This window comes from Solibacillus sp. FSL H8-0523 (assembly GCF_038051985.1).
Lineage (GTDB): Bacteria > Bacillota > Bacilli > Bacillales_A > Planococcaceae > Solibacillus.
Window position 1 is genome coordinate 2,830,262 of sequence record NZ_CP150291.1, and the last position, 23,098, is coordinate 2,853,359.

29 protein-coding genes are annotated in these 23,098 nt (G+C 39.7%); 4 read left to right on the plus strand and 25 right to left on the minus strand.

Features of this window, described 5'->3' with window-relative positions; translation table 11 throughout:
- The first annotated feature begins 53 nt into the window (after positions 1-53).
- Complete coding sequence (gene rpsT, locus NSQ62_RS14065; protein WP_341320761.1) at positions 54-302, plus strand: 30S ribosomal protein S20; 249 nt, start codon at positions 54-56, stop codon at positions 300-302.
- A 96-nt stretch (positions 303-398) separates the two neighbouring features.
- On the opposite strand, the gene holA is transcribed toward rpsT, so the two are convergent.
- On the minus strand, positions 399-1,409 hold the full coding sequence (gene holA / locus NSQ62_RS14070; RefSeq protein WP_341320762.1) for a DNA polymerase III subunit delta: 1,011 nt from the start codon (positions 1,407-1,409) through the stop codon (positions 399-401).
- A gap of 244 nt (positions 1,410-1,653) precedes the next feature.
- On the opposite strand from holA, the gene NSQ62_RS14075 reads away from it, so the two are divergent.
- Positions 1,654-1,827 carry a YqzM family protein gene (locus tag NSQ62_RS14075; protein WP_341320763.1) on the plus strand — a complete coding sequence of 58 codons (174 nt, stop codon included), beginning with the start codon at positions 1,654-1,656 and terminating at the stop codon, positions 1,825-1,827.
- 50 nt (positions 1,828-1,877) lie between these two features.
- Here the strand turns inward: NSQ62_RS14075 and NSQ62_RS14080 are convergent, their stop codons facing one another.
- The 12 genes from NSQ62_RS14080 to NSQ62_RS14135 form a co-directional block, all read right to left on the minus strand.
- The gene (locus tag NSQ62_RS14080) at positions 1,878-4,193 is read right to left on the minus strand and encodes a DNA internalization-related competence protein ComEC/Rec2 (RefSeq protein ID WP_341320764.1); all 2,316 of its coding nucleotides are present in this window, start codon (positions 4,191-4,193) and stop codon (positions 1,878-1,880) included.
- Complete coding sequence (locus tag NSQ62_RS14085) at positions 4,162-4,737, minus strand: ComE operon protein 2 (protein ID WP_341320765.1); 576 nt, start codon at positions 4,735-4,737, stop codon at positions 4,162-4,164. The genes NSQ62_RS14080 and NSQ62_RS14085 overlap by 32 nt, the downstream gene beginning before the upstream one ends.
- An 85-nt stretch (positions 4,738-4,822) precedes the next feature.
- Complete coding sequence (locus NSQ62_RS14090) at positions 4,823-5,479, minus strand: helix-hairpin-helix domain-containing protein (RefSeq protein ID WP_341320766.1); 657 nt, start codon at positions 5,477-5,479, stop codon at positions 4,823-4,825.
- A gap of 122 nt (positions 5,480-5,601) precedes the next feature.
- Positions 5,602-6,339: a methyltransferase domain-containing protein gene (locus NSQ62_RS14095; RefSeq protein ID WP_341320767.1), complete on the minus strand. Its 738-nt coding sequence runs from the start codon at positions 6,337-6,339 to the stop codon at positions 5,602-5,604.
- A complete protein-coding gene (gene rsfS, locus NSQ62_RS14100) occupies positions 6,332-6,685 on the minus strand; it encodes a ribosome silencing factor (RefSeq protein ID WP_341320768.1) in 354 nt (117 codons plus the stop codon). Before rsfS ends, NSQ62_RS14095 begins: the two co-directional genes overlap by 8 nt.
- A gap of 6 nt (positions 6,686-6,691) precedes the next feature.
- The gene (yqeK, locus tag NSQ62_RS14105) at positions 6,692-7,252 is read right to left on the minus strand and encodes a bis(5'-nucleosyl)-tetraphosphatase (symmetrical) YqeK (RefSeq protein WP_341320769.1); all 561 of its coding nucleotides are present in this window, start codon (positions 7,250-7,252) and stop codon (positions 6,692-6,694) included.
- Positions 7,221-7,811, minus strand: a complete 591-nt coding sequence (locus tag NSQ62_RS14110) for a nicotinate-nucleotide adenylyltransferase (RefSeq protein WP_341320770.1) — start codon at positions 7,809-7,811, stop codon at positions 7,221-7,223. The genes yqeK and NSQ62_RS14110 overlap by 32 nt, the downstream gene beginning before the upstream one ends.
- Before the next feature lie 11 nt (positions 7,812-7,822).
- Positions 7,823-8,128 carry a ribosome assembly RNA-binding protein YhbY gene (gene yhbY / locus NSQ62_RS14115; RefSeq protein ID WP_341320771.1) on the minus strand — a complete coding sequence of 102 codons (306 nt, stop codon included), beginning with the start codon at positions 8,126-8,128 and terminating at the stop codon, positions 7,823-7,825.
- Positions 8,129-8,132: 4 nt separating this feature from the next.
- The gene (gene aroE, locus NSQ62_RS14120) at positions 8,133-8,963 is read right to left on the minus strand and encodes a shikimate dehydrogenase (protein WP_341320772.1); all 831 of its coding nucleotides are present in this window, start codon (positions 8,961-8,963) and stop codon (positions 8,133-8,135) included.
- Between the two features lie 57 nt (positions 8,964-9,020).
- On the minus strand, positions 9,021-10,124 hold the full coding sequence (gene yqeH / locus NSQ62_RS14125; RefSeq protein WP_341320773.1) for a ribosome biogenesis GTPase YqeH: 1,104 nt from the start codon (positions 10,122-10,124) through the stop codon (positions 9,021-9,023).
- A gap of 33 nt (positions 10,125-10,157) precedes the next feature.
- Positions 10,158-10,673: a YqeG family HAD IIIA-type phosphatase gene (locus tag NSQ62_RS14130; protein ID WP_341320774.1), complete on the minus strand. Its 516-nt coding sequence runs from the start codon at positions 10,671-10,673 to the stop codon at positions 10,158-10,160.
- Positions 10,674-10,706: 33 nt separating this feature from the next.
- The gene (locus NSQ62_RS14135; RefSeq protein WP_341320775.1) at positions 10,707-11,489 is read right to left on the minus strand and encodes a phosphatidylserine decarboxylase; all 783 of its coding nucleotides are present in this window, start codon (positions 11,487-11,489) and stop codon (positions 10,707-10,709) included.
- Between the two features lie 274 nt (positions 11,490-11,763).
- On the opposite strand from NSQ62_RS14135, the gene pssA reads away from it, so the two are divergent.
- Both pssA and sigK read left to right on the plus strand, forming a co-directional pair.
- On the plus strand, positions 11,764-12,303 hold the full coding sequence (gene pssA, locus NSQ62_RS14140) for a CDP-diacylglycerol--serine O-phosphatidyltransferase (protein WP_341320776.1): 540 nt from the start codon (positions 11,764-11,766) through the stop codon (positions 12,301-12,303).
- A 77-nt stretch (positions 12,304-12,380) separates the two neighbouring features.
- A complete protein-coding gene (gene sigK / locus NSQ62_RS14145) occupies positions 12,381-13,085 on the plus strand; it encodes an RNA polymerase sporulation sigma factor SigK (protein WP_341320777.1) in 705 nt (234 codons plus the stop codon).
- 191 nt (positions 13,086-13,276) lie between these two features.
- Here the strand turns inward: sigK and mtnN are convergent, their stop codons facing one another.
- The 12 genes from mtnN to NSQ62_RS14205 all read right to left on the minus strand — a co-directional run bounded on the left by mtnN (position 13,277) and on the right by NSQ62_RS14205 (position 23,059).
- On the minus strand, positions 13,277-13,972 hold the full coding sequence (mtnN, locus tag NSQ62_RS14150) for a 5'-methylthioadenosine/S-adenosylhomocysteine nucleosidase (protein WP_341320778.1): 696 nt from the start codon (positions 13,970-13,972) through the stop codon (positions 13,277-13,279).
- A gap of 134 nt (positions 13,973-14,106) precedes the next feature.
- A complete protein-coding gene (locus NSQ62_RS14155) occupies positions 14,107-14,760 on the minus strand; it encodes a YrrS family protein (RefSeq protein WP_341320779.1) in 654 nt (217 codons plus the stop codon).
- Between the two features lie 90 nt (positions 14,761-14,850).
- Positions 14,851-15,336, minus strand: coding sequence for a transcription elongation factor GreA (gene greA / locus NSQ62_RS14160; protein ID WP_341320780.1), 486 nt, complete (start codon positions 15,334-15,336; stop codon positions 14,851-14,853).
- 265 nt (positions 15,337-15,601) lie between these two features.
- Positions 15,602-16,237: a uridine kinase gene (udk, locus tag NSQ62_RS14165; protein ID WP_341320781.1), complete on the minus strand. Its 636-nt coding sequence runs from the start codon at positions 16,235-16,237 to the stop codon at positions 15,602-15,604.
- Positions 16,238-17,515: a U32 family peptidase gene (locus tag NSQ62_RS14170; RefSeq protein ID WP_341320782.1), complete on the minus strand. Its 1,278-nt coding sequence runs from the start codon at positions 17,513-17,515 to the stop codon at positions 16,238-16,240.
- A gap of 19 nt (positions 17,516-17,534) precedes the next feature.
- Positions 17,535-18,467: a peptidase U32 family protein gene (locus NSQ62_RS14175; protein WP_341320783.1), complete on the minus strand. Its 933-nt coding sequence runs from the start codon at positions 18,465-18,467 to the stop codon at positions 17,535-17,537.
- A gap of 5 nt (positions 18,468-18,472) precedes the next feature.
- Entirely contained in the window at positions 18,473-19,105 is a 633-nt protein-coding gene (locus tag NSQ62_RS14180; RefSeq protein ID WP_341320784.1) for an O-methyltransferase, read from the minus strand.
- A gap of 251 nt (positions 19,106-19,356) precedes the next feature.
- Complete coding sequence (gene mltG / locus NSQ62_RS14185; RefSeq protein WP_341323943.1) at positions 19,357-20,448, minus strand: endolytic transglycosylase MltG; 1,092 nt, start codon at positions 20,446-20,448, stop codon at positions 19,357-19,359.
- Positions 20,449-21,221: 773 nt separating this feature from the next.
- Complete coding sequence (locus NSQ62_RS14190; protein WP_341320785.1) at positions 21,222-21,734, minus strand: DUF1292 domain-containing protein; 513 nt, start codon at positions 21,732-21,734, stop codon at positions 21,222-21,224.
- A 70-nt stretch (positions 21,735-21,804) separates the two neighbouring features.
- Positions 21,805-22,098 (minus strand): DUF1292 domain-containing protein, encoded by a 294-nt coding sequence (locus NSQ62_RS14195; RefSeq protein WP_341320786.1) that lies wholly within the window; start codon positions 22,096-22,098, stop codon positions 21,805-21,807.
- 275 nt (positions 22,099-22,373) lie between these two features.
- A complete protein-coding gene (gene ruvX, locus NSQ62_RS14200) occupies positions 22,374-22,790 on the minus strand; it encodes a Holliday junction resolvase RuvX (RefSeq protein ID WP_341320787.1) in 417 nt (138 codons plus the stop codon).
- On the minus strand, positions 22,787-23,059 hold the full coding sequence (locus NSQ62_RS14205) for an IreB family regulatory phosphoprotein (protein WP_341320788.1): 273 nt from the start codon (positions 23,057-23,059) through the stop codon (positions 22,787-22,789). The genes ruvX and NSQ62_RS14205 overlap by 4 nt, the downstream gene beginning before the upstream one ends.
- Positions 23,060-23,098: the final 39 nt, after the last annotated feature.

The window sequence follows — 23,098 nt, forward strand, 5'->3', positions numbered from 1 at the left end:
GAATTAAGTGAGTAAATACTCATCTCGTACCTAAATACTAGGAGGTGAAATAAATGCCAAACATTAAATCTGCTATCAAACGTGTAAAAACTAACGAAAAAGCAAACGCTGCAAACGTACAAGCTAAATCAGCTATGCGTACTACAGTTAAAAAAGCTGAATTAGCGATCGCTTCTGGTGCTGAAAACGCACAAGAATTAGTAGTTGCTGCTTCTAAAGCATTAGATAAAGCTGCTTCTAAAGGTCTTATCCACAAAAACGCTGCTTCTCGTAAGAAGTCTCGTTTAGTGAAAAAAGCTTAATTAGCGACTTATAAAGCCAACTACCCAAGGGTAGTTGGCTTTTTTCGTATTCAAAAAGGATGTGGTAAAAGTTTTCACTTTCATCACATCCTCTTTTTATAGCTTTTTCATTAAAAATAACTCTAAATGACGTTCACGGTTTCCACCTGTCGTCTTTAGCTGTAAATCTACTTCTGCAAGGCTGTAGAGTGCCTGTAAGAGCCGCTCTTCACTCGGTCGATTTCTTTGACCTGAAATGATTTGAACACGGTATGGATGAATTTTGAGCTGTTTGGCGATTTGTTGCTGATGGTAGCCCTTCTTTTGTAAGTAAAAGATATGATTCATCGTACGAATATTGTTTGCAAGGAGGCCCACTAGCTTAATCGGCTCTTCTTTTTGGCGCAGTAAGTCATGATATATTCGCAATGCCTCTTCTTGATTGTGCTCTAAGTAGGCGTTTAACATTTTAAAAGCATCATGCTCTAGTGTTTTCGCCACCAGATCTTCCACTAAATCAACCGTAATTTCGGATTCTTCCCCTAAATACAGTGCCATCTTTTCAATTTCCATTTGCAGTTGAAGCATGTTCGGTCCAACCATCTCAAGTAACTTGCCAATTGCATCATTTTCAATAACTTTGCCATGCTGATTCGCTTCATTTTGCACCCAAACGTTTAAGTCATTATTTTGCGGTGTTTGGGCAAGCAGCACTTCACATTTTTCTTTCATCAGCTTCGTTACTTTTTTTCGTTCATCGAGCTTCTCATAAGGCGCAATAAAAACCGTAATGGCCGTATCTGTCGGATTTTGCAGCCAATTTTCTAAACGCTTCACATCATGCTCTATTTTTTCCTTACCTTTTTCTGTCGCTTTTAAAAACGAGGCATTTTTCGCTATAATTAATTTACGTTCAGTAAAGAACGGAATTGTATCGGCTTCATCAATCACATAATCGATTGGTTGCTCATTTAAATCAAACGTCATCACTTCTGCTTCTTCCTGAGTACTCAGTGCAGCTTTTAAGCGCTTTATCGTTTCATCAACAAAGTAGGATTCTTCCCCTACTACTAAATATACCGGGGCGAAATTCCCTTTTTTTATCTGTTGCCATGCTTTTGTTATCATCTGGGAACCTCCCTAAGTTGTCGTACCCATTAGTATACACATTTTTGCCTAAATTGAGAATGTAGAGTTTAAAAAGCATGAGGTCTCGTAAAATGCAATCTTAATTTAGAAATTCCCCCGTAATATTGTGGATTTTTTTTGAAAAGTCGAACACCCCAAATCCTAATATAAGGAATAATTAGGATTTGATGTAGCATTTTTAATGGTATTATTTTATAATTATGGCAGATTAGGAGGGATACTTATGGCAGGACATCAAGATCCAAACTACGTAACTGAAAACCCATTCGAGGGTCGCGGCCGTGCAATGAAAGGTAACGACTTCCCAGATGCAGGTTACGGCTTTTTATTTGGTGGCGGTTTCTTCATCACAATGTTCATCATTGCGATTGTTATAGAAGCAGCTGTTCGTTTATAATTCAGTAAAAAGAGCACCTTTGACATGTTCAAAGGTGCTCTTTTTGTATGTTAAGGAAATAAATTATTGGATTTTTCAAATTGCATGATACCCTTCTTTATAGTAAATTCAATCGTTCCATCATACCCCGTCGTCAAATAGGGAATGTTACGCTGTTCAAAACGATTGACGACATCACTATTCGGATGCTGATACCGATTATTTTCACCCGCCATAAAAACAACAAACTTCGGATACGTTTTTTCAACAAATTCCTCAATACTCGATGTTTTACTCCCATGGTGACCAGCTTTTAATAAGTCGACATTGGCAATTGACTCCCCGTATAAACGGACAATATCCGCCTCTCCTTCTTTTTCTAAATCACCCGTAAAAAGCGCTTTAAATGCCCCTTGACGAACCAGCAGCACAAGCGAGTCATTATTACCTTCATAATGCGTTTCGTGTGGCCATATATAATCAAAGCGGACATCACCGATTTGCCAGCCATCACCCGCCATTTTTTCTACAATGATTGTATTTGTCTTCGCTGCTTCTTGTAAAAAATCAGCCATAACCGCATTTTCGAGAGAATTTGGCGTGACATGGACTTCTGATGCGCGAACTTCCCGTAGCACCTCTTCTGCCCCCTCTACATGATCAGCATCCGCATGTGTTAACACAAACGTATCAATTTTTTGAATCCCACGCCCCTTTAAATAAGGAACAACTACCTGCCGTCCTACTTCATAGGGTGTATCTCGCTCTTTCCACTGTTCTTGTCCAAACCGCAATAAGCCGCCTGCATCAATCAAAATAACCGATTTTCGATACGGTAATTCAATGACAATACAGTCGCCTTGCCCCACATTGACAAAGGCAATTTTTACATCTTGATGCATAGACGTTTGGAAATGAAATGCAATCGCAGGAATCAGTAACATCATGGCAATTTTGATGGTTTTTGCACGTTGATCTAGTAGGTAAAACGTAACAAATACAGAGCCGTACAGCACAACCAACCAAAACAGTGTCGGTTTTCCGGGATTCCACATTTGGATGACGGGCTGCTGAATGACAAGAATGATGTCTGTTAACCACGTGCGCAGTGGCTCATAAACGGTAAAAATCAATTGGTTAATAGGGAGTGGCATAAAGGAAAGTACAAAGAGGAGTAGATTAATCGGTAAAATGATGAAGGAAAATAACGGAACAAAAAAGATATTGGCAATGAACGAAGATAAACTAATTTCAAAAAAATGATGTAATAACAATGGATATACGAGGATTTGACAAACAAACGTAATAAAAAAGGATTGTACCCAAAAATTATCATAGCGCGCTAAAATACGACTCGAATAAACCAGGCTATATGTTGCTAAATAAGATAATTGAAAGCCTACCTGATAAATCGCACCCGGTTCAAGCAGTAAAAAAACAATTAAACTAAGCGCTAATGCATCATCCATTGGGATTCTCCAACGAAAATACTGTGCAAGCATGACAAATTCTACAACACTTACCGCGCGCCAAATCGACGGAGCACCGCCTGCTAGTACTGCATAAATGGGTAATAAAATAAGCAGTAACATACTCGCTATTTCACGTCGCACACCAAGTCGCAACAGTAGCTGAAAAAATAACATCGACAGCAACGCTACATGTAGCCCTGAAATCGCAAATAAATGGGTAATGCCAAGCTTTTGATACGCGCGGCTTAATTCTTCATCGACATTTTCCTGTAAGCCGATAAGTAGCGCCTGAGCCTCTGGTGCAAGTGATTTGGGAAAGGTTTGTTCAATATGCTGTTTCAAATGAAAACGCCAGTTATAGATTGGCTGTAACAGTGATTTTTCTGCGACAACAAAAGTCATACTCTCAATTTCCACAATACCACGCGCATTTTTACTTTCTAAATAACGCCGCATTAAAAACCCATAGCGATGTGCCGGGATCGAAGGCGCCACTTGTTCACCACTTACCAAATAAGTTTGACCCGCTAATTGTTCAGACTGTAGCAAAATTTTTTGCTGCTCACTTTGAATTTGGTATGTCACGTATAGTTTTTCTCCATTGGCTTCCTTCATAAAGCCGCGTAGCATCACACCGTTTATTTTATATTCGTCGGTCCACGTTAACTCTGCTGGCAACACAACAGGCTGCGCTAATTTACTGACTTCGTGGCTAAAATAAACGTACGTTACAATACCAAGCGCCGCAATGCCGACTAAATGCCATCGCCAAATCTTTTTCACATAGCAAACTAACAAAAGCAACCCAATTAACATTAAAAGCCTTACCGATTGAAAACTAGCGATTGCACTAATACAAACCGATAAGGCATAGTAAATCCAATTATGCTTCCATAAGTTGACCAAATAAAGCATGCATCTTCTCCTCAAACGGGAGCAATTCCTCACGATTTGCACCAAGCACACGCATCTTTTCAAGCATCTCAAAAGTTAAGGCGAATTTTTCGTCCTTTAGAAAATCAATTTTTGCCTCATCAAACGGAATATGTACAACATTCACGTTGGCTTTTGCAAATAACTCTAATGCATACGGACTATTTTTATAGCTCTTTGCATAATAAACATTTTTGATCCCTGCTTGGATAATCGTTTTTGTACATGGTAAACACGGGAAATGCGTGACATACAGGTCGGCACCGTTCGCCGGTGTTCCGTATTTGGCACATTGCAAAAGTGCATTCGTTTCAGCGTGCACAGTACGTACACAATGATTATCAATGACGTAGCAGCCCTGCTCCGTGCAGTGCTCGTCCCCTGAAATCGAACCATTATAGCCACCTGCAATAATGCGTTTTTCACGAACAATTGTTGCTCCTACCGCTAAACGTGTACATGTACTGCGCAGTGCAAGTAAATGACTTTGTGCCATAAAAAATTGATCCCAAGTAATACGCTCCATATGTTAACCTCCAAAAATTATGTCACTTATCAGTTTATATGCAAACCCAGCGAGGTGCAATAAGTGATTATTCCGAACTTTTAACCTACTTTACATCAATTAAGTCTTTTAACTGATCAAACGTTTTTTCACCGATACCGGTTACCTTTTTTAAATCCTCGATTGTTTGGAAATTTCCATGCTCGGTGCGGTGGCCAATAATGGCATTCGCCTTCGATGGTCCAACACCTGGTAATTGCGTAAGCTCGCTTTCACCTGCTTTATTTAAATTGATTTTGCCAGTTTTACTGATGCCACCGCCAGCACTTGACGCAGAACTTGTCGAAGCACTCGCTACAAGCGTTCCTAGCTCCTCTGACAGCTCCTCACCTATTTTAGGGATATAGAGTACCATTTCGTCTTGAAGCTTCTGTGCGTGGTTAATAGGCGTTGGATTGGCATGCTCTGTATATCCACCAGCAGCTTCAATGGCATCAACAATTCTCATACCTTCTTCTAGCGTATAAACACCTGGATAGCGAACTGCCCCCTTCACATCAATCATAAAGACTTCTGGTGCCGTATTATCAATTATTTCAGTTTCCGTCGTTTCAAGAGCGGCAAGTGGTGTGATGGGTTCTATCGTTTGAATGGAGGATTGTTCTGTAGCTTCGTACATGGTGAAAAAATAGAGTAGCAATGCTCCGATTACACTTCCAGCAATCACAAGCACCTTTTTGTACTTCTCTAAAAATGAAGGCATAAAAAAACACCCTTTCTTAAAGAAGGCTTTATATATGGAGCTATCCCCACTATACAAAGTTTCATTCATTAAGAAAAGATGTTTTTCAAAACTCGCCGAAACTGTCAATTTCGCTTGTTTATTTATTTTACCGCGCGAATAAAAATACGTTCACTTTCATCGTGAGGTGCTTCATCAGACCAATCTGATGTTACTTCAACCGATGTAAAGCCAAGCTCTGTTAACCATGCTTCGTATTGTTTTATAGCAAATGTTCGCTGGAAATGTTCTTCATCAAAGCGTTCAAATAAGCCATTCTCTGTTTGCACAAAAAACGTCATTTGATGATACACCGAATGCTCGAAGTCTCCTGGCTCTGTATGCCAAACATACGTAATTTCACCGTCATCATACGTAAATGGGCCATCTAAAAAGATCGAATCCATTTTAAATAATGAGTGCACATCAAAGAATAACTGCCCGCCATCGCGTAAACTTTCGTAAATACGCTTCAATGTTTCAAAGACGTTCGCTTCTTCTTTTACGTAATTAATCGAATCAATCGGGATAATCGCAACATCTAAGTTGTCAAAACCATCTAATTCATCCATACTCATCGCGTATAATGGCATTGAAATGCCGTTTGCGTTCATACGTGCACTTGCTACTGAAAGCATGTCCTCAGATAAATCAATACCTGTCACGTTGTAGCCTGCTTCGTGTAACAGACATGCTAACGTACCTGTACCGCAACCAATATCAAGCAAGTTTTTGTACTGCGTCGCTGGTGCAAAACGTGAAATCCATTCAACGTACTGTGCGTACGGAATGTCTGTCATAAGCTCGTCGTACACTTCAGCAAAGCGCTCGTAACTATTCATCTTCTGATTGAATTGCGTCTAGCTGTGGAGCATCTCCCCATAAACGCTCTAGGTTGTAATATGCGCGCTCGTCTTTGTGGAAGATATGTGCCACAACATCGCCCATGTCTACTAAAATCCAACGTGCTGTGTCAAGACCTTCAAGTTTTTTCACTTCAAAGCCAGCTTCTTCAGCTTGAGCTTTAATTTCGCGTGCAATCGCTTGTACTTGACGCTCTGAGCTACCTTCAGCGATGATGAAGTAATCTGCTAATAACGAAATACCTTGCATGTTAAGTGCAACGATATCCTCGCCTCGCTTGTCGTCGATTGCTTTATAGGTAATATTTAATAATGTATCATTCATGTATGGTTATTCCTCTCTCATTAAGCTGTTGTAGCATTCGATTGATACCGGATAAATCGCAATTTGTGCCTCGATCAAAAACGTTAAGGAATGGGTCACACAAGCTCGGAAGGCATCTTCTAAGCTTAATTTTGCAACTTCTCGTAACGCTTTTACACCCGGGAATTTGCGATTTGGTTCGATCATATCTGCAACATAAATTATTTTATCTAATAGGGTCATATTCGCTCGGCCTGTTGTATGGAAGCGAATTGCGTTTAAAATGTCTTCATCTTCTATCGCGTACTCATTTTGAACAATCCATGCGCCAACTGGTCCGTGTAAAATTTCACTGTTCCAATCAAGTAGTCGAGGGTCTAAATGCTCCTCGTAAACGATCTTTTTCATCCATTCTACATCGGCATATTTGGCGATATCATGGAAAATCGCCGCAATTTCGGCTTTTTTTTCATCTTGTCCATATCGTTTTGCTAAATGAATTGCCGTTTCCATTACTCCAATTGTATGAATGTAACGTTTTTCTGGCATGCGATCTTTAATAATCGCTAACATTGCTTGACGCTCCATAAAGACCTTCCTCCCGAATATAACGTTCTACCTCCTCTGGTAATAAAAACTGCAGAGGACCTTGCTGTTGTAATCGATTGCGAATAAATGTTGAAGAAAGATTAATCTCCGGCACTTCCACCATCCGTACATTGTAATCGGTTTTTGCTTCAGAACCCGGACGCTTCACACCGACAAACTGAACAAGTTCTACCAGCTCATCAATGCGATACCATGTATGAAGCGAGTCGATCATGTCGCCACCGATAATGAAATAAAATTCCACATCAGGCTCCTGTTCACACATCGCCTTCATCGTATCATACGTATAGGATACACCTCCGCGCTCTAGTTCGAACGTAGAGGCAGAGAAGTAAGGTACATCTTGAATCGCCAGTTCAACCATTTTCAGGCGTTGCGCATTCGTGGCAGATGTGGTGGCTTCCTTATGCGGTGCTTTCGCATTCGGCATAAAGCGCACTTCCGTTAAATCAAGCGCTGCATACACCTCATTTGCCATAATTAAATGCCCGATATGTGGTGGATTAAATGTACCTCCCAAAAGACCAATCTTCTTCATCCGTATTCACCTTATTTCGCTTGTACTTTTGGTAATGCGATTTTTTTGTTGTTACGAGATTCTTTATATAAAACAACTGTTAAACCGATTAATTGTACTAGCTCTGCGCGTGTACCAGCAGCCAATGTTTGTGCTACATCGTGTTTGTCATCTTCGCAGTTGTCTAAAATACGTACTTTAATTAATTCACGTGCTTCTAATACGTCACGTAATTGTGTAAGCATCGCATCGTTCACGCCGCCTTTACCTACTTGAAAAATTGGATCTAAATGATGTGCCTCAGCACGTAAAAAACGTTTTTGTTTACCTGTTAACATACTTCTATTTTCCTCCTAATTGCTCTGTTAAACGAGCAATCATTGCATTTGTATTTGGATAATTGCCTAACCAATGCTCATAAGCAATCGCACCTTGATGGACGAACATGCCTAAGCCGTTGACAATTGTTGCACCTTTTTGCTCAGCCGCTTGCAAAAAAGGCGTCATTAATGGATTATACACAATATCGGCCGCAATTGCGCCTGTTGGGAACTTTTCAAGCGAAAATGGTAATGCAAAGTCGCCTGTTGACATTCCTGCAGGGGTTGTTTGAATAAAAATTTGGTACGAAGCTAAGTTTTGTTCCGCTTGTTGCATCGTAATCGCTGTACCAGAATTTAGTTCATCAACAATTTGCTGTGCCTTTTCTACTGTACGATTGGCAATGGTAATGTTTTCATAGCCTGCCATTTGGAGCGCGAAAGCAATACCACGTGCTGCGCCACCTGCCCCAATTAATAATACGGGTTCAGTACGCTTTTCATGACCAATTGCTGCTTCAAGTGACTTTACAAAGCCTGGACCATCTGTGTTATAGCCCTTCAACTTCCCCTGTGCTGTACGTACGACTGTGTTGACGGCACCCATTTTTTTTGCTAATTCATCTAACTCATCTAAAAAAGGGAGTATCGTTTGTTTATGTGGAATTGTGACGTTCCAACCACTAGCACCTAGCAGCTTAAACGACGCAACCGCCTGCTGTAACTCTTCAGGCTTTACGTGTATTGGAATATAGGTTGCATCCACGTTCCCCTGTTCATACCACGCATTGTGCATTTCAGGAGATTTTGATTGAGCAATCGGATCTCCAATAACCGCAAACCACTTTTTCATCGACAAGTCCTTCTTTCCAAATCATTAAATTCAGTTACATTTATATTAAACGTACGATTAGATTAATGAAGGGCGAACGAATACTTCTACCCCTCGAGGTGCATATGCTGCAACAACAACGCCTGCATGCTGAACCGTAACCCAACCTAGGCCTGAAATTACTACGTCTGTTTTTGCTTCTTTAATTGAAAACTCATGGCGTACTAATTCTGGCAGCTTATCAATATGCGCAGCTGTCGGTGGTGCTAAAAGCTCACCTTTGTGCTCAGCGTATAATGTATCTGCTTTTTCTAGCTTCGTGCGGTGAATTGGTAAGTCATTTGCAATGTGTACAGTAAATGCTGAACGCTCACCTTTAATGAAATCAAAACGTGCTAATGCGCCAATAAATAACGTTTGGCCTTCATTTTGTTGGTACACTTTTGGTTTAATTTCTTTTTTTGGCATAATGTATTTCAATTCACTTGAATCAATGTGGTGTGCCATTTGATGGTGATTGATAATCCCTGGTGTATCAAATAACGCAGAACCGTCATCTAGTGGAATGCCAATCATATCAAGCGTTGTTCCTGGGAAGTGTGATGTTGTAATAACTTCACCTTCACCTGTTGCTTGCTTAATAATACGGTTGATGAACGTTGATTTCCCTACGTTTGTACAACCTACTACATACACATCTTGTCCATTACGGTATTCTTCAATCGCTTCGACAACCTCTTGCATCCCCATACCTTTATGCGCAGAGACAAGTTTGACATCGATTGGTTTTAAACCTAACGCTTTTGCTTCGCGTTTTAGCCAGTTTACAACTTTTTGGTCTTTTACAGATTTCGGTAAAAGGTCCGCTTTGTTTGCTACTAATAGTACCGGGTTATTCCCGACAAAGCGGTGTAAACCTGGTAACCAGCTGCCGTTGAAATCAAAAATATCAACGATTTTTACGATTAGGCCTTCCTGCTCGCCAAGACCATTTAAAATACGTAAAAAGTCGTCATCTGTTAAGCTTACTGGTTGGATTTCATTGTAGTTTTTTAAACGGAAACAACGTTGACAAATAATCGTTTCCTTTTCTAGTGAAGATTGTGGCGCGTAGCCTAATCCGTTCTTATCTTCTGTTTGAATCAGTGTTCCACAGCCAATACATTGTGGCATTTCGTTCATTAATTATTTCCTCCTAAAATCTATGGCACCTTGTTAGTCTTGCCAAGGATATTGCCCTTTTCGTTTTAAATCATTGTATACACGACGCTCTACAAAGCGATTAAACTTTGTCACAAGGCCGTCTGAATCTGCGACAGGGCGCACTAAAAACGTGTAAATTTTTTGGCGTTTTGCACCCATTACATCCGTTAATAGTTGATCTCCCATCATGGCAACCTCATCACGGCGTAAGCGCAATTGCACCATTGCATCATAATATGCCTTGCCTAGAGGTTTTTTTGCACGATAAATAAATGGAATTCCGTGTGGCTCTGCAAAAGCTCGGACACGCTGTTCATTGTTGTTTGACGCAATGATAATTTTAATACCTGCATCTCGCATCATATCAAACCACGCAACCAGCTCTTCCGTTGCATCCGCACGATCCCATTCAACTAGCGTATTATCTAAATCAGTAATAATGCCTTTAATGCCTAAGTTGGTTAATTTTTCGGGCGTTACTTCGAAAATACTCGTGACAAATTCATTTGGTAATAAAAAGCTATACAAATTCGTTACCCCTTACTCAAATTGATATTTTTATTATAACATAGTAGCAAATGCTTCTCCCATCTTTATCTTCGCACCATGTGTTACATTGTCACAAAACGCAATGGCATCTTTTTCAAATAGCATGACAACCGTTGAACCAAAAGCAAAGTAGCCAATCTCTTCTCCCTTTGTCCACTCAGTCGTTGTATTCGTTAATTTAATCGAATTGACAAATGTCGCACCGACTTTAATAAATGCAGTTTGGTGTATATCGTCATAATTAATTTCACTAATCATACGGTAATTATGACTAATTGGTTTCTTGCCATATTCAAGCCCGATTTGATTTACTGGATACGATTTTTGTCCAAGCACATATTGGCGGGAAATCTGTCCATCAATCGGACTATGTATACGATGATAATCAGCTGGGCTTAAATAAAATACAATATACTGTCCATCTTCGTAACGTTTTGCTTCCTTGGTTGAACCTAAAAGCGCCGCGAGTGAATATGGTTTATTTTTCACCGTAAACGTCATCCCATCGATGACATCGCCGTACGCTTCAATTTTCGCATCTACTGGACTTGTGAACACATTAACACGTCCATCTACCGGGCGTAGTTCTTGTTTTAACTCACGTACAAAAAAATCATGCAAGCTCGTAAATTGTTGAGGCTTTTTTGAAACTTCCGTTAGATTAATTCCGTATATGGTAGTATAGCTTTTAATGAAAGATTTACTTAGTCGAGACTGCGCAACGGTTTTAAGCACCTTTGAAGAAAGCTTCCCATTGGAAAGTTCAATCAAACTTTGATACAATTTTTCTTTCATCTTTTGGCCTCCGAGGTCAATTTATTTATTTTTATATAAAATAGATTTTCGTTATTAATGCGGGATAAAGTGAAACTCAACACGCTCTTGCGGTTGTTAGTTTCACCAATCGGGCTTTTACGAGCAGTTCTTCTACTGCTCGTTAATGCGGGATAAAAGTAAATTATATAATGTAAACGCACACAAAGAAAGGTCTTATTATGAATAAACTACTACCTTTTTTTCAATTAATAAGTATAATAAAGAATAGCGAATGAGCAAAGGAGTGTTTCCGATGTTTCTATTTCAAAAGGTGGATTCCACTATGAAAAAGATAAAAGCAAATGCTGCAAATATTATAACAATTACCAACATGTCATTTGGTGGGGCTGCAATTATGGCTACGCTAAATGATGCGTATAGCTATAGCGTCCTTTTAATTTTTATCGCAGCATTTTTAGATCGATACGATGGGAAAGTTGCACGTAAATTTAATCAAGAGTCAGAATTAGGGAAACAACTCGATTCAATGGCGGATATTATTTCATTCGGTGTTGCACCAGCACTGTTAATGTATGAAATGACTTTAATCGACGCTGGCGTTACAGGTATGATGATGCCTGTATTATTTATCGCTGCAGGCGCGATTCGTTTAGCACGCTTTAATGTAATGGACTCAACTGGCTATTTTGTTGGGTTACCGATCACAGCAGCCGGAACGTTATTAACGTTTTCATATTTTTTCTCTCATGTACTATCAACTCAATTTTACATGATTTTATTCCCCGTTCTTGCCCTACTGATGGTAAGTACATTCACATTAAAGAAAGTGTAGGCGAAAATTGCCTGCACTTTTTTTCATGCTAAGACGAAATTTATCATATACTGTCGAAAATACGAAAGGAGATTGCTTTGAGCGGATTTTTGACAGCATTCATTCAGCTTTGGCTTGAGTTCCCTGCACTTGTCGGCTATCTCAAGGGGCAAACGTTCTCAAAACCGTTAAGTCGTGAAAAAGAGCAGCTAGTAATCGAACGCTTTATGGAAGGTGATGAACAAGCACGCATTGAACTCATCGAACATAATATGCGGCTTGTTGCACACGTCGTCAAGAAATTCCACCCCCCACACGAGCTGCTCGATGATTATATTTCCATCGGTACCATTGGATTGATGAAGGCCGTCAGTAGTTTTACGCCCGAAAAAAAGACACGGCTCGCTACGTATGCCGCACGCTGTATCGAAAATGAAATCTTAATGTATTTACGTACACAAAAAAAGGTCCAAAAAGATGTCTCGCTATTTGAGCCAATTGGGTTCGATAAAGACGGCCAATCTTTACAAATACGTGATTTACTGCAATTTGACGAACCTTCAGCCATTGAAAAAATCGAAAAAAAAGAGGATTTTGCCAAGCTCTACAATTATTTAAATACACTCGAACCGCGCGAGCTCGAAATTATTTCCTATCGCTACGGTCTTCAAAACTACGACCCTCATACGCAAAAAGAAATCGCAAAACGCTTAAATATTTCACGTAGCTATGTGTCCCGTATTGAAAAGCGGGCGCTTATTAAACTGTACCAGCAATTTAAACATAACGAAAACAACCATTGAAAAAGGTACTTTGCAGATGCAAAGTACCTTTTTTCAAGCTTCATATTCATTCGTTTCAAAAATTAGCATGATACCAATAATTGCTGGAATAGCAATTGCCATGCCAAGTAAAATGCCCATTGCGATTCCCCTCTCGTTTTAGATACTACTAACCCATACCTGTTTAACAATCAACGGAAACGCTAGAAATTTTATAGTTTTGTAATCGCTTTTAATACCACTTCTGTTGAGTGTTTTGCTGCTAGTGGTAAAAATTCATCAAAGCTCACATTGTTTGATTCTTCACCTGCGATATCCGATAATGCGCGGATGACCACAAACGGTGTACCAAATTGGTAACAAACTTGTGCAACACCTGCTGCTTCCATTTCACAAGCTTTCATCGTTGGGAAGTCTTGACGCACTGCTTCAACACGTGCAGGATCTGCCATAAATACATCACCTGAACAAATTAACCCAACAGCTGCGTTATGCTCGCCTACTTCAGCTACTGCTTGTTTCGCAATGTCCATTAGCTTTTCATCTGAATTGTAAGCTGCTGGCATACCCGCCATTTGACCTTTTAAATATCCAAATGCCGTTACGTCTACATCGTGGTGACGTACTTCATCAGAAATAACGATATCTCCTACTTTTAACGCGCGGTCAAAGCCACCTGCTGAACCTGTATTAATAACTACATCTGGCTGATATTTTTCTAATAAAATCGTAGTCGTCATCGCTGCATTTACTTTACCGATACCACTTTTCACAAGAATTACATCTTTGCCTTCGTATGTGCCTGTTGTGTATTCGCTGTTGGCGATTTTTTCTGTTTGTGTGTTTTCTAGTGTTGCACGTAATAATTCTACTTCTTGCTCCATTGCACCAATTACTGCAATTTTCATGTGTATTCCTCCAATAATCAATTACGCCTCGACGTTCTTGGCCTAAATTCTACTAATGCCGAGGTTTGAACCCCTGCTAAAGCACTCTTCTTAAAGTACTCAATCCTTGTATGATTCGTCAAGCAAAATCGTGCCTAATACGCACCTTCTACCGCATTTAACACTTCTAAGCGCGTTGGTTTCCAGCCTTCACCGTCAATCCACTCGATGCTGACACGATATTTTTGCTGTTTATCCATAGATGTCACAACCGCAATAGCCGTTGTAGTACTACCGTTGTTTTTTACGCTTAATACAATACTGTTATCTTGTGGGATGTCTAATACACTGAAAATAGCTTTAAGCTTTTCTTCATAATCGATGTGCCCTTTTTCGTATGTTGATTCATGCGGACCTGTTTGCTCGGTTGGATAGGCTGTCCATGCGTTATTTACTTGCACTTCATCAACTAATGGATCCGCAGATGGAAGCACTGTATTTTCAGTAGTTTCATTTGTGTCTTCTGCTTCTGAATTTGCTTCTGGCTCATCGTCTTTAACAGTATCCTCTGCATCTTGTGTAATCGCCTTCTCATCCTCATTCGCCGGCTGTTCGGATTTTGTTGGTGCCTCAGCCTTCTCTGTTGGCTTTGGATCGCCTGAGATAAGAATTGCTAACGTTGCTATGATCGCTATGGCAACAACCCCAATTAACTTAAATAAATGCTTATTGAGCTTATCAAATAGTGTATCTGCTGCTTTTTCTTCCGCATACTGTTGTCGTGTTTGAAAGCGTCGTTTACGTTCCATTCAAAATCCCCCCCTATGCATGGATTTATTGTAACAAAATCAAAAGCAGTTAGCGACTACATGCTAACTGCTCAGTTTAAATACATGAAATTATTTAATTTCTAAAATAATAACTTCCATGTCGCCACCTGGTGTTGTTAATTTAACAACATCATCCACGTGTTTGCCCATAAGTGCTTTTGCGATTGGTGAGTCATTTGAAATTTTACCTTCGATTGGGTCTGCTTCTGCAGAACCTACGATTGTGTATGATTCTTCGAAGTTCGCACGCTTACCACCGATTAACTCATCAAACGTAATTGTCTTCCCTAAAGAAACAGCGTTTGAATTTTCATCTTCTGTGATCATTAATGCGTTGCGTAGCATTTGCTCGATTAAAGAAATACGTCCTTCAACGAAACCTTGCTCTTCTTTTGCTGAATCGTACTCAGAGTTCTCTGATAAGTCACCAAAAGAACGTGCTACTTTAATACGGTCTACAATTTCGGGACGTCTTACTGTTTTTAATTCGTTTAATTCGTTTTCTAACTTCGTTTTACCTTCAAGTGTCATAGGATATTGTTTTTCGTTTGACATGTTTCCCACTCCTTCATTATACCTGAAAACGTATACACGACACGCTTTCTTGTTGTTCACTTTGCAATATATTCTAACAAAGTATTTGAATCATATTTTTTGTTCATAAATAACAGAAAACCCGACTACTAGTTTACGGTATGTGCATCAGGACTCAATTAGAATCGATACACAGCGTTTACTAGCAGCCGAATTTCTTCATTGCTTATTTATGTTCAGAAATCATTATTGAAATGAAAAAATTTGTAAATACTAGACCATCATATTACAAGTTCGTATCAGTTTCAAGAATTGTTTTTATTTTCGTTACCATTAAGTCGATTGCGACGTTATTACCGCCACCTTCTGGGATAATTACATCGGCATAACGTTTTGTTGGTTCGATAAACATATTGTGCATCGGACGAACCGCTGTTAAATACTGGTCAATTACTGAATCCGCTGTACGACCACGCTCTTTAATGTCGCGCTGAATACGACGAATAATACGTAAATCTGAGTCAGTATCAACGAATAATTTAATATCCATTAGGTTGCGTAAACGCTCGTCTTCTAATACTAAAATACCTTCAACGATAATCACGTCTTTTGGTTCAACGTGAATCACTTCTTCCGAACGTGTATGTTGTACATAATCATATACAGGCTTTTCAATCGCATTATAATCGATTAGGTTGTGCACATGCTCGATTAACAGGTCTGTATCGAATGCTAATGGATGATCGTAGTTCGTTAGTAAACGCTCATCAAAAGTCATATGGCTTTGGTCTTTGTAGTAGTAGTCTTGCTCGATCACGACTACCGAATGATCACGGAAAACATCATAAATGGCACGTGTTACACTCGTTTTACCTGAGCATGAACCACCAGCGATCCCGATTACGACTGGACGCTTTGTCATTTAGTTATTCTCCTTTCGCATCATGTCAAAGTGTGAAATCGGTTGATCCACTTTGAACTTCACGATTTGTAATGGGTGACGTGCAACATCTAACTCGTTGCCATCTTCATCCCAAATTTGGCCTACCGTCATTTTGAATGTTTCGATGTTTGGACCGAAAAATTCAATTGTATCTCCAGGTTTGAAATAGTTACGTTGCTCTAATGTCACCATTTGTGTTTCAGCATCATAATCCATAACAAAGCCAGCGAAATCCCACTTCATTTTGTGTGAGTGGAAGCCGAACATTTGCTGTTTGTAACTTGGCTCACCTTCGAAGTATGAAGAAGCGGTCGCACGGTTTGCACAGCGCGCTAATTCTTCTAACCATTCTTTTTCGAATGAGAAGTTTTCTGGGTCTGCACAGTATGCATCAATAACTTTACGGTAAACAGAAATAACAGTCGCTACGTAGTGAATTGATTTCATACGGCCTTCAACTTTTAATGAGTCAATTCCTAACTCAATCATGTGAGGTATCGATTCGATTAATTTTAAGTCTTTCGGGCTCATTGCGAATGGTGCTGCACCTTCGTCAAATAACGCTACTTCTTCACCATCTTTATTTTCGTATAGGTCATAGTCCCAACGACAAGATTGGCAGCAGCCACCACGGTTTGAGTCACGTGCCGTCATATGGTTTGATAATGTACAACGACCAGAGTAAGCGATACACATGGCACCGTGCACGAATGCTTCGATTTCAATGTCCACTTCCTCTTTCATTTTGCGCATTTCTTCGCCGCCAACTTCACGTGCTAAAACAACGCGTTCTAGACCTTCATCTTTCCAGTACTTAACCGCTTTCCAGTTTGAAAGAGATTGTTGTGTTGAAAGGTGAATTTCTAGAGACGGTGCAGCCTTTTTACATGTTTCAATAATTAGTGGGTCCGCTACGATAATCCCTTTAACGCCCGCACCTTCAATAGCTTGTAAATACTCTTCAAGGCCGTCCATATTTTCGTTATGCGCGAAAATATTTGTCGTTACGTAGATTACCGCGCCGTATTTAGCTGCGAATTCTACGCCCTCTTTCATTTCTTCAATTGTGAAGTTTCCTGCGTTTGAACGTAGACCAAATTCTTGACCGCCGATGAATACAGCGTCTGCACCGTAGTGAACGGCAACTTTTAATTTTTCTAAGCTTCCTGCTGGTGCTAAAAGCTCAGGTTTTTTCGTAATAACTGTTTTTCCGTTAATTGTTTCACGGATTTTTTCGTTTTGAATTAACTGTAGCATGCTGCCTTCGTTCCCCTTCCTAGTAAACTGTTTCTTTGTAGATGAAGCCAGTATCCAGTGGACGTAACGCTGGCTGAATTGCCTCTACTTGCTCGAATAATTCAGACTTAATATCTTCATACGCATCTTCGCCTTGCTCGAAGTACGTATCGATTGCTGTACGGTAAAGTGAAGTAACTTTTACGACATAGTCAAATGAATGTAAGATGCCATCGATTTTCAGTGAATCAATGCCTGCTTCGAATAATTCATTCAGCTCTTCAATGATACACATATCATTTGGTGAATAAATATGCGTACCGTTCATGTCTTCATAAATTGGGTATTTGTTTTTACGTTCTTTGTCATGTAAGAACATGTTTTGGTTGTCTTTACGGTTTTCTATTTCCATCGCTTCATCGCGGTATAAGAAATAGTTCCCTAAAAGTGAACGTTTTGATTGGAACATACATGTCATGCCGTGCACTTGCACTTCAATTTCATGTTTCGTGTTTTCTTTAATTTCAAGAACTTCATCAACAGAAAGCTCACGAGCTAATACGCCGCGCTTACTACCGCGCTCGCCCCAATAATTTACTTGGAACCAGTTCGTTGCCGTTGTTTCTGGGTTCCAGTGTAATGGAATTGTAATGCCTAATTCACGAACCGCTACAATCACAGCAGGATCACCGAAAATTAGTGCATCTACGCCAATACGCTGCATTTCTTTTAAATAGCCATCTAACGCATCTAAACGATCGTTATGGAATAAAACGTTTACAGCTACATATACTTTTTTACCGGCAGCGTGAATCAGCTTTGTTGCTTCTTCCACTTGTGCTACTGTAAATTCTCCAGCCAAACGTAAGCCAAATTTTTGTTCACCAATTACAAAGGCATCTGCACCCGCTTCAAGTAATGCGGCTACATGTTCCACCGATTGTGGTGTTACTAATAATTCTGGTTTCTTCACACTAATCACCTCTTCAAACAAATTAACAAACCATCGCCAACTGGGAAGAACGCACTTTGATAATCTGGGTGCGCCATTATCCAATCAGAAAATGTTTTTAAGTTTCGAATCATCGTTCTTTTTCTTCTCGGTACTTCTTTAATGTCTAAATCTGAAAGCCCGTGCATATACATATTATCGATGTATAGGACGCCACCCTTAGGTACGAGCGGTGCATACTTTTCGAAAAACTTCATGTATTGCCCCTTTGCCGCATCAATAAAAACAGCATCAAAAGTAGGTTGAATGGATTCCACCTCTACTTCTAACGCATCGCCCTCGATTACTTGTATACGGTCTTTTACCTGTGATCTTGCAATGAATTGTTTCGCATATTGTACGCGTGACGAATCACGCTCAATTGTAACGATTTGACAATCTGGTAAGGCTTGTGCCATACGCATTGCTGAATAACCAATGGCTGTCCCAATTTCTAAAATCGATTTCGGATTTTGGATGCGCAGGAGCTGGTTTAATGATTCAATGCCAGCAAGTTGCATAATCGGTACATGGTTTTCTTCAGCGAAGCGTTCCATTTCTAATAATAATTCATCACGTTCAGGAATGAAGGAAGCAATATAAGCATCTGATAATTCCATTCGTCAAACTCCCTTTACGTGTAGTGGCGCGAAATTACGTGCTCATCTTAATGGATTTTCTAGAAAAGGTAATCCCCCCTCTATCCACCAAAAAAAGACGAAACGAAAGATGTTTGCGCCTACAAGTTTTTTTATATAAGGACAAAAAATCACAACTTATGATAGCACGAAAAGAAAAGGAATGCGAATAATCTTTACTAATAATTCGCCTTGTGACGAAAAATTAAAGATCATCGATTCCTTCTCAATCATTAACGTAAATATTTTTCAATATTTGCTAAATGCTCATCATAAGATTTAGCAAAATGGTTGGTTCCTTCTTTGTCTGCTAAGAAGTATAAATAATCCGTTTCCGATGGATTTAACGACGCATCGATTGACGTTTTACCAGCCCCAGCAATCGGTCCTGGTGGTAAGCCCGTATTCACGTACGTATTATATGGATTTTGAACTTCTAAATCCTCGTACAGCACACGGTCTTTATGCGAACCAATTGCATAAAGTACAGTCGGGTCTGTTTGTAATGGCATGCCAATATCCATACGGTTATAGAAGACACTTGCAATCGTTTCACGGTCAGTTTTTGCCGTTGCCTCTTCTTCTAAAAGTGACGCAAATGTTAGCAATTCATGCACTGACAGTTGTTTTTCTTCTAAAATAGCCGCGTACTCTGACACAATCGTATTCATAGACGTTAACATCGTTTTAATGACTTCATCAAGTGATGGGTCTTCCTCAAAGAAAGGATACGTTGCAGGATATAAATACCCTTCTAACGCATAACGAATGTTTTCATTTAAAATGTCTTCTGTCAGTAACTCTGGGAATTCTATTATCAGCTGCTCGATGAACGTTTTGTCTGTCACGCGTGCCATGAACTTTTCTGCACTATGTGACGTTTTCTTTTCAACTACATCAGCAATTTGATCTAACGTTAACCCCTCAGGTACCGTCACCGTAAATACCGGCTCACGATACACACGACCTGTTTTTAAGCTTTCGATAATTTCATCGAGCGTCATGGACTGTGTTAACGAATAATTACCAGCTTGGAACGCCGATTCATTTTTAAATTTCGTATAATATTTAAAAATTCGTGCGTCTTGAATAATGCCTTTTTCCTCTAAAATACTCGAAATTAGTGTAATACCCGAACCCATTGGAATTTCTACTTCCACTTTTTTGTTTGATTCTGGATCCACTGGCTCTAATGCCGACGTTACATAGTTATAGCCTGAATAACCTGCAATAGCGAGTATGATAAGAACGACAAGCGCGATGACCCCAACAATTCTACGCACGGTTTTCACCTCTCCTTTACGCTCTTTCATTTTATTGAACATTTCTTGCTTTGAATTTTCATCTAGCACGGGAGTCCCCCCTTATTCTCTTTCATAATGATACAAAAAAAAGCGTGTTGATACAATAAAACAATCACAGCTTTCCTCTAGAAGGAATTATTGCCAGTAATTTAACCCGTATTTTTAGACATTTTTTGGCTCATCACCATATATCGGTGTTGCTTTTTCTAATAGAATTTCACTTGATTAATTGGTGGGCTGCGGCAAGACAGCGCTAAAGCCTCGTGATACGTGACTTAATCTCTGCCTTTATTGCCGTTTGCGAGGCCCACCAATTCTTCATTTTTCCCTTGTTATAAAGTAAGAGAGCTTAAAATCAAGCCGCTTGCGCTACCGCGAGGCGGCCGGTGGTGAAAAAATTTTTCCATATTAATTAAGTATACTTTAAACCAATTGGCTACTATATATTAGAATTCAATCGGAGTTTTCTTTTTCTACATTTTCTTTGATTAAAAGTACCCTTATTCTAAGGTATAACTTTTCCATTTATTCGCTGTATTTTTTCGTTATAAAGCTTACTGTGTAAAAAGTAGAGTGACGCGAAGCGAAGGGGGCGACTCCCAGGGGATTAAGCGTGCGCGGAAAATCCAATGTACTGTGCCGCCGTAAGAGGCGCAGTACATTTAGTTGGAGCCACGCCCCCAGGAAAGCGTCCCCCGTAGCGTAGCAGAACGGATAAAATCAACAAGTACCAAACTGAATAAACGGAATAAAAAAAAGCATCTTAGGAAAAAGAACTCCTAAGACGCTTTTAATTAGTTTTGTGCTAAAGAATTAAGAACTTCTTCAACCATTGCCCATTCCGCATCTGTTTCGATCGGTAATAGGTCAGCTACTTCACCGTTGTCACCTGCGATATACGCCGATGCGAACACTTCATCAAGCTGCGGCTCATCGTCTTCTACGATTGCGTAGAATAAATAGCTTTTGCCTACATTTTCAAAACGGTGTAAAATTTGACACATCACTTCTTCATCAGCTTCGTTTGTAATCGTGAAATAATTCGCTTGATCTTCACCGAACTCAGAAACGACTGTGTTCATTACTTCTTCGACCATAGCCCACTCTTCATCTGTTTCAATATCAGAGAAGCCAGCCATTTCACCGTTTTCATCAAGCTCATAACGTAGTGCAGAAATACCCGCATCGTCATCACCTACAAGTGAAAACAATACATACGAATGCTCGTCTGAATCAAATGTAAAGACAACGCGGCACGCTTGCTCTCCGCCATCTTCTGTTTGTAAAATAAATGTATTTTCTTCCATTGTTGTTCCTCCTAAATAACGAAAGGCCTGTACCGAAAATAAATTTCGGACAGGCCCTTTGTCGAATGAATTATTCTTCTTCGCCTAATTCGTCTTCGATTTGATTTAATACTTCTTCGATTAAATCCCATTCTGCTTCAGTTTCGATTGGAGATAACTCACCATCTTCACCGTTTTCAGCTGGTACGAAAGCCGATGCAAAGATTTCTACAGCACCATCTTCATCTTCTTCAGCACCTACTAAAGAATAAAGAACGTATGATTTACCGAATTCTTCTGATTCAAATGTGTGTAAAATTTCGCAAAGTTGTTCGTTACCGTTTTCATCTACTACTGTAATGTTGTTTTGTTGTTGTTCTGACATAATCGTCACCTCTTCATAATATTTAGGCATTGCCTAGTATTGCTTCATTCACCCATCTAAGCGGCAGTAAGATTTAAATAAATTTAAAGCTTCTGTTTACAAATAGTACCCGTGGGCCCGCTTGGTGAAAGCTAACAATCAGTGGCACAAAAGCACCACTGATTGAAGGTTCACCTTATTATACATAAAGCTTTTGTATTTCAGTACAAAAAAGCCTTATTTTAAGCAATATTTATTTTCAACTTAATAGTATTGCCTCTTAAAGCATGAAATCATTAGTTTCGGCTATCTAAATAACCTTGTAAAATCATAACAGCAGCCATTTTATCAATGACTTGTTTACGTTTTTTGCGGCTTACATCTGCTTCGATTAGCACGCGCTCTGCAGCCATCGTTGTTAAACGCTCATCCCACAACTTGACAGGGAAACCAAACGTCTCTTCTAGTAGCGTTTTATAGTTCTGCGAAGCTTCCCCACGAGGACCCACTGTATTATTCATGTTTTTTGGAAAGCCCACAACGAATTCAGTGACATTATGCTCTTTTACAAGCGCTTTAATTCGTTCAATGCCGAATTCGCCGATCGCTTCATTAATTTTTACCGTTTCGATCCCTTGCGCTGTCCAACCGAATGCATCACTAATTGCGATTCCGATTGTTTTTGAGCCAACGTCTAAACCCATAATTTTCATTTTTCCGCCTCAGTATTCTTTCTAATATAAAATTTCACGAGCTCTTCTAATATTTCATCACGCTCGAGCTTGCGGATTAAATTACGCGCGTCCTGGTGGCGAGGGATGTATGCCGGGTCACCAGATAAGAGATACCCTACAATTTGATTTGTTGGATTGTAACCTTTTTCTTCTAGAGACGTATACACCTTCAACATCACTTGCTTTACTTCTTGTTCCATAGACTCTTCAGAGAAACTGAATTTCATTGTTTGATCGAAAGAACTCAAGACCAGCACCTCGCTTTCAGCAATAAAGAGATGGAGTCA

Coding starts and splice junctions, on each gene's coding strand:
- rpsT (WP_341320761.1), top strand. CDS start 54: ATGCCAAACATTAAATCTGCTATCAAACGTGTAAAAACTAACGAAAAA.
- holA (WP_341320762.1), bottom strand. CDS start 1,409: ATGATAACAAAAGCATGGCAACAGATAAAAAAAGGGAATTTCGCCCCG.
- NSQ62_RS14075 (WP_341320763.1), top strand. CDS start 1,654: ATGGCAGGACATCAAGATCCAAACTACGTAACTGAAAACCCATTCGAG.
- NSQ62_RS14080 (WP_341320764.1), bottom strand. CDS start 4,193: ATGCTTTATTTGGTCAACTTATGGAAGCATAATTGGATTTACTATGCC.
- NSQ62_RS14085 (WP_341320765.1), bottom strand. CDS start 4,737: ATGGAGCGTATTACTTGGGATCAATTTTTTATGGCACAAAGTCATTTA.
- NSQ62_RS14090 (WP_341320766.1), bottom strand. CDS start 5,479: ATGCCTTCATTTTTAGAGAAGTACAAAAAGGTGCTTGTGATTGCTGGA.
- NSQ62_RS14095 (WP_341320767.1), bottom strand. CDS start 6,339: ATGAATAGTTACGAGCGCTTTGCTGAAGTGTACGACGAGCTTATGACA.
- rsfS (WP_341320768.1), bottom strand. CDS start 6,685: ATGAATGATACATTATTAAATATTACCTATAAAGCAATCGACGACAAG.
- yqeK (WP_341320769.1), bottom strand. CDS start 7,252: ATGGAGCGTCAAGCAATGTTAGCGATTATTAAAGATCGCATGCCAGAA.
- NSQ62_RS14110 (WP_341320770.1), bottom strand. CDS start 7,811: ATGAAGAAGATTGGTCTTTTGGGAGGTACATTTAATCCACCACATATC.
- yhbY (WP_341320771.1), bottom strand. CDS start 8,128: ATGTTAACAGGTAAACAAAAACGTTTTTTACGTGCTGAGGCACATCAT.
- aroE (WP_341320772.1), bottom strand. CDS start 8,963: ATGAAAAAGTGGTTTGCGGTTATTGGAGATCCGATTGCTCAATCAAAA.
- yqeH (WP_341320773.1), bottom strand. CDS start 10,124: ATGAACGAAATGCCACAATGTATTGGCTGTGGAACACTGATTCAAACA.
- NSQ62_RS14135 (WP_341320775.1), bottom strand. CDS start 11,489: ATGAAAGAAAAATTGTATCAAAGTTTGATTGAACTTTCCAATGGGAAG.
- pssA (WP_341320776.1), top strand. CDS start 11,764: ATGTTTCTATTTCAAAAGGTGGATTCCACTATGAAAAAGATAAAAGCA.
- mtnN (WP_341320778.1), bottom strand. CDS start 13,972: ATGAAAATTGCAGTAATTGGTGCAATGGAGCAAGAAGTAGAATTATTA.
- NSQ62_RS14155 (WP_341320779.1), bottom strand. CDS start 14,760: ATGGAACGTAAACGACGCTTTCAAACACGACAACAGTATGCGGAAGAA.
- greA (WP_341320780.1), bottom strand. CDS start 15,336: ATGTCAAACGAAAAACAATATCCTATGACACTTGAAGGTAAAACGAAG.
- udk (WP_341320781.1), bottom strand. CDS start 16,237: ATGACAAAGCGTCCAGTCGTAATCGGGATCGCTGGTGGTTCATGCTCA.
- NSQ62_RS14170 (WP_341320782.1), bottom strand. CDS start 17,515: ATGCTACAGTTAATTCAAAACGAAAAAATCCGTGAAACAATTAACGGA.
- NSQ62_RS14180 (WP_341320784.1), bottom strand. CDS start 19,105: ATGGAATTATCAGATGCTTATATTGCTTCCTTCATTCCTGAACGTGAT.
- mltG (WP_341323943.1), bottom strand. CDS start 20,448: ATGTTCAATAAAATGAAAGAGCGTAAAGGAGAGGTGAAAACCGTGCGT.
- NSQ62_RS14190 (WP_341320785.1), bottom strand. CDS start 21,734: ATGGAAGAAAATACATTTATTTTACAAACAGAAGATGGCGGAGAGCAA.
- NSQ62_RS14195 (WP_341320786.1), bottom strand. CDS start 22,098: ATGTCAGAACAACAACAAAACAACATTACAGTAGTAGATGAAAACGGT.
- ruvX (WP_341320787.1), bottom strand. CDS start 22,790: ATGAAAATTATGGGTTTAGACGTTGGCTCAAAAACAATCGGAATCGCA.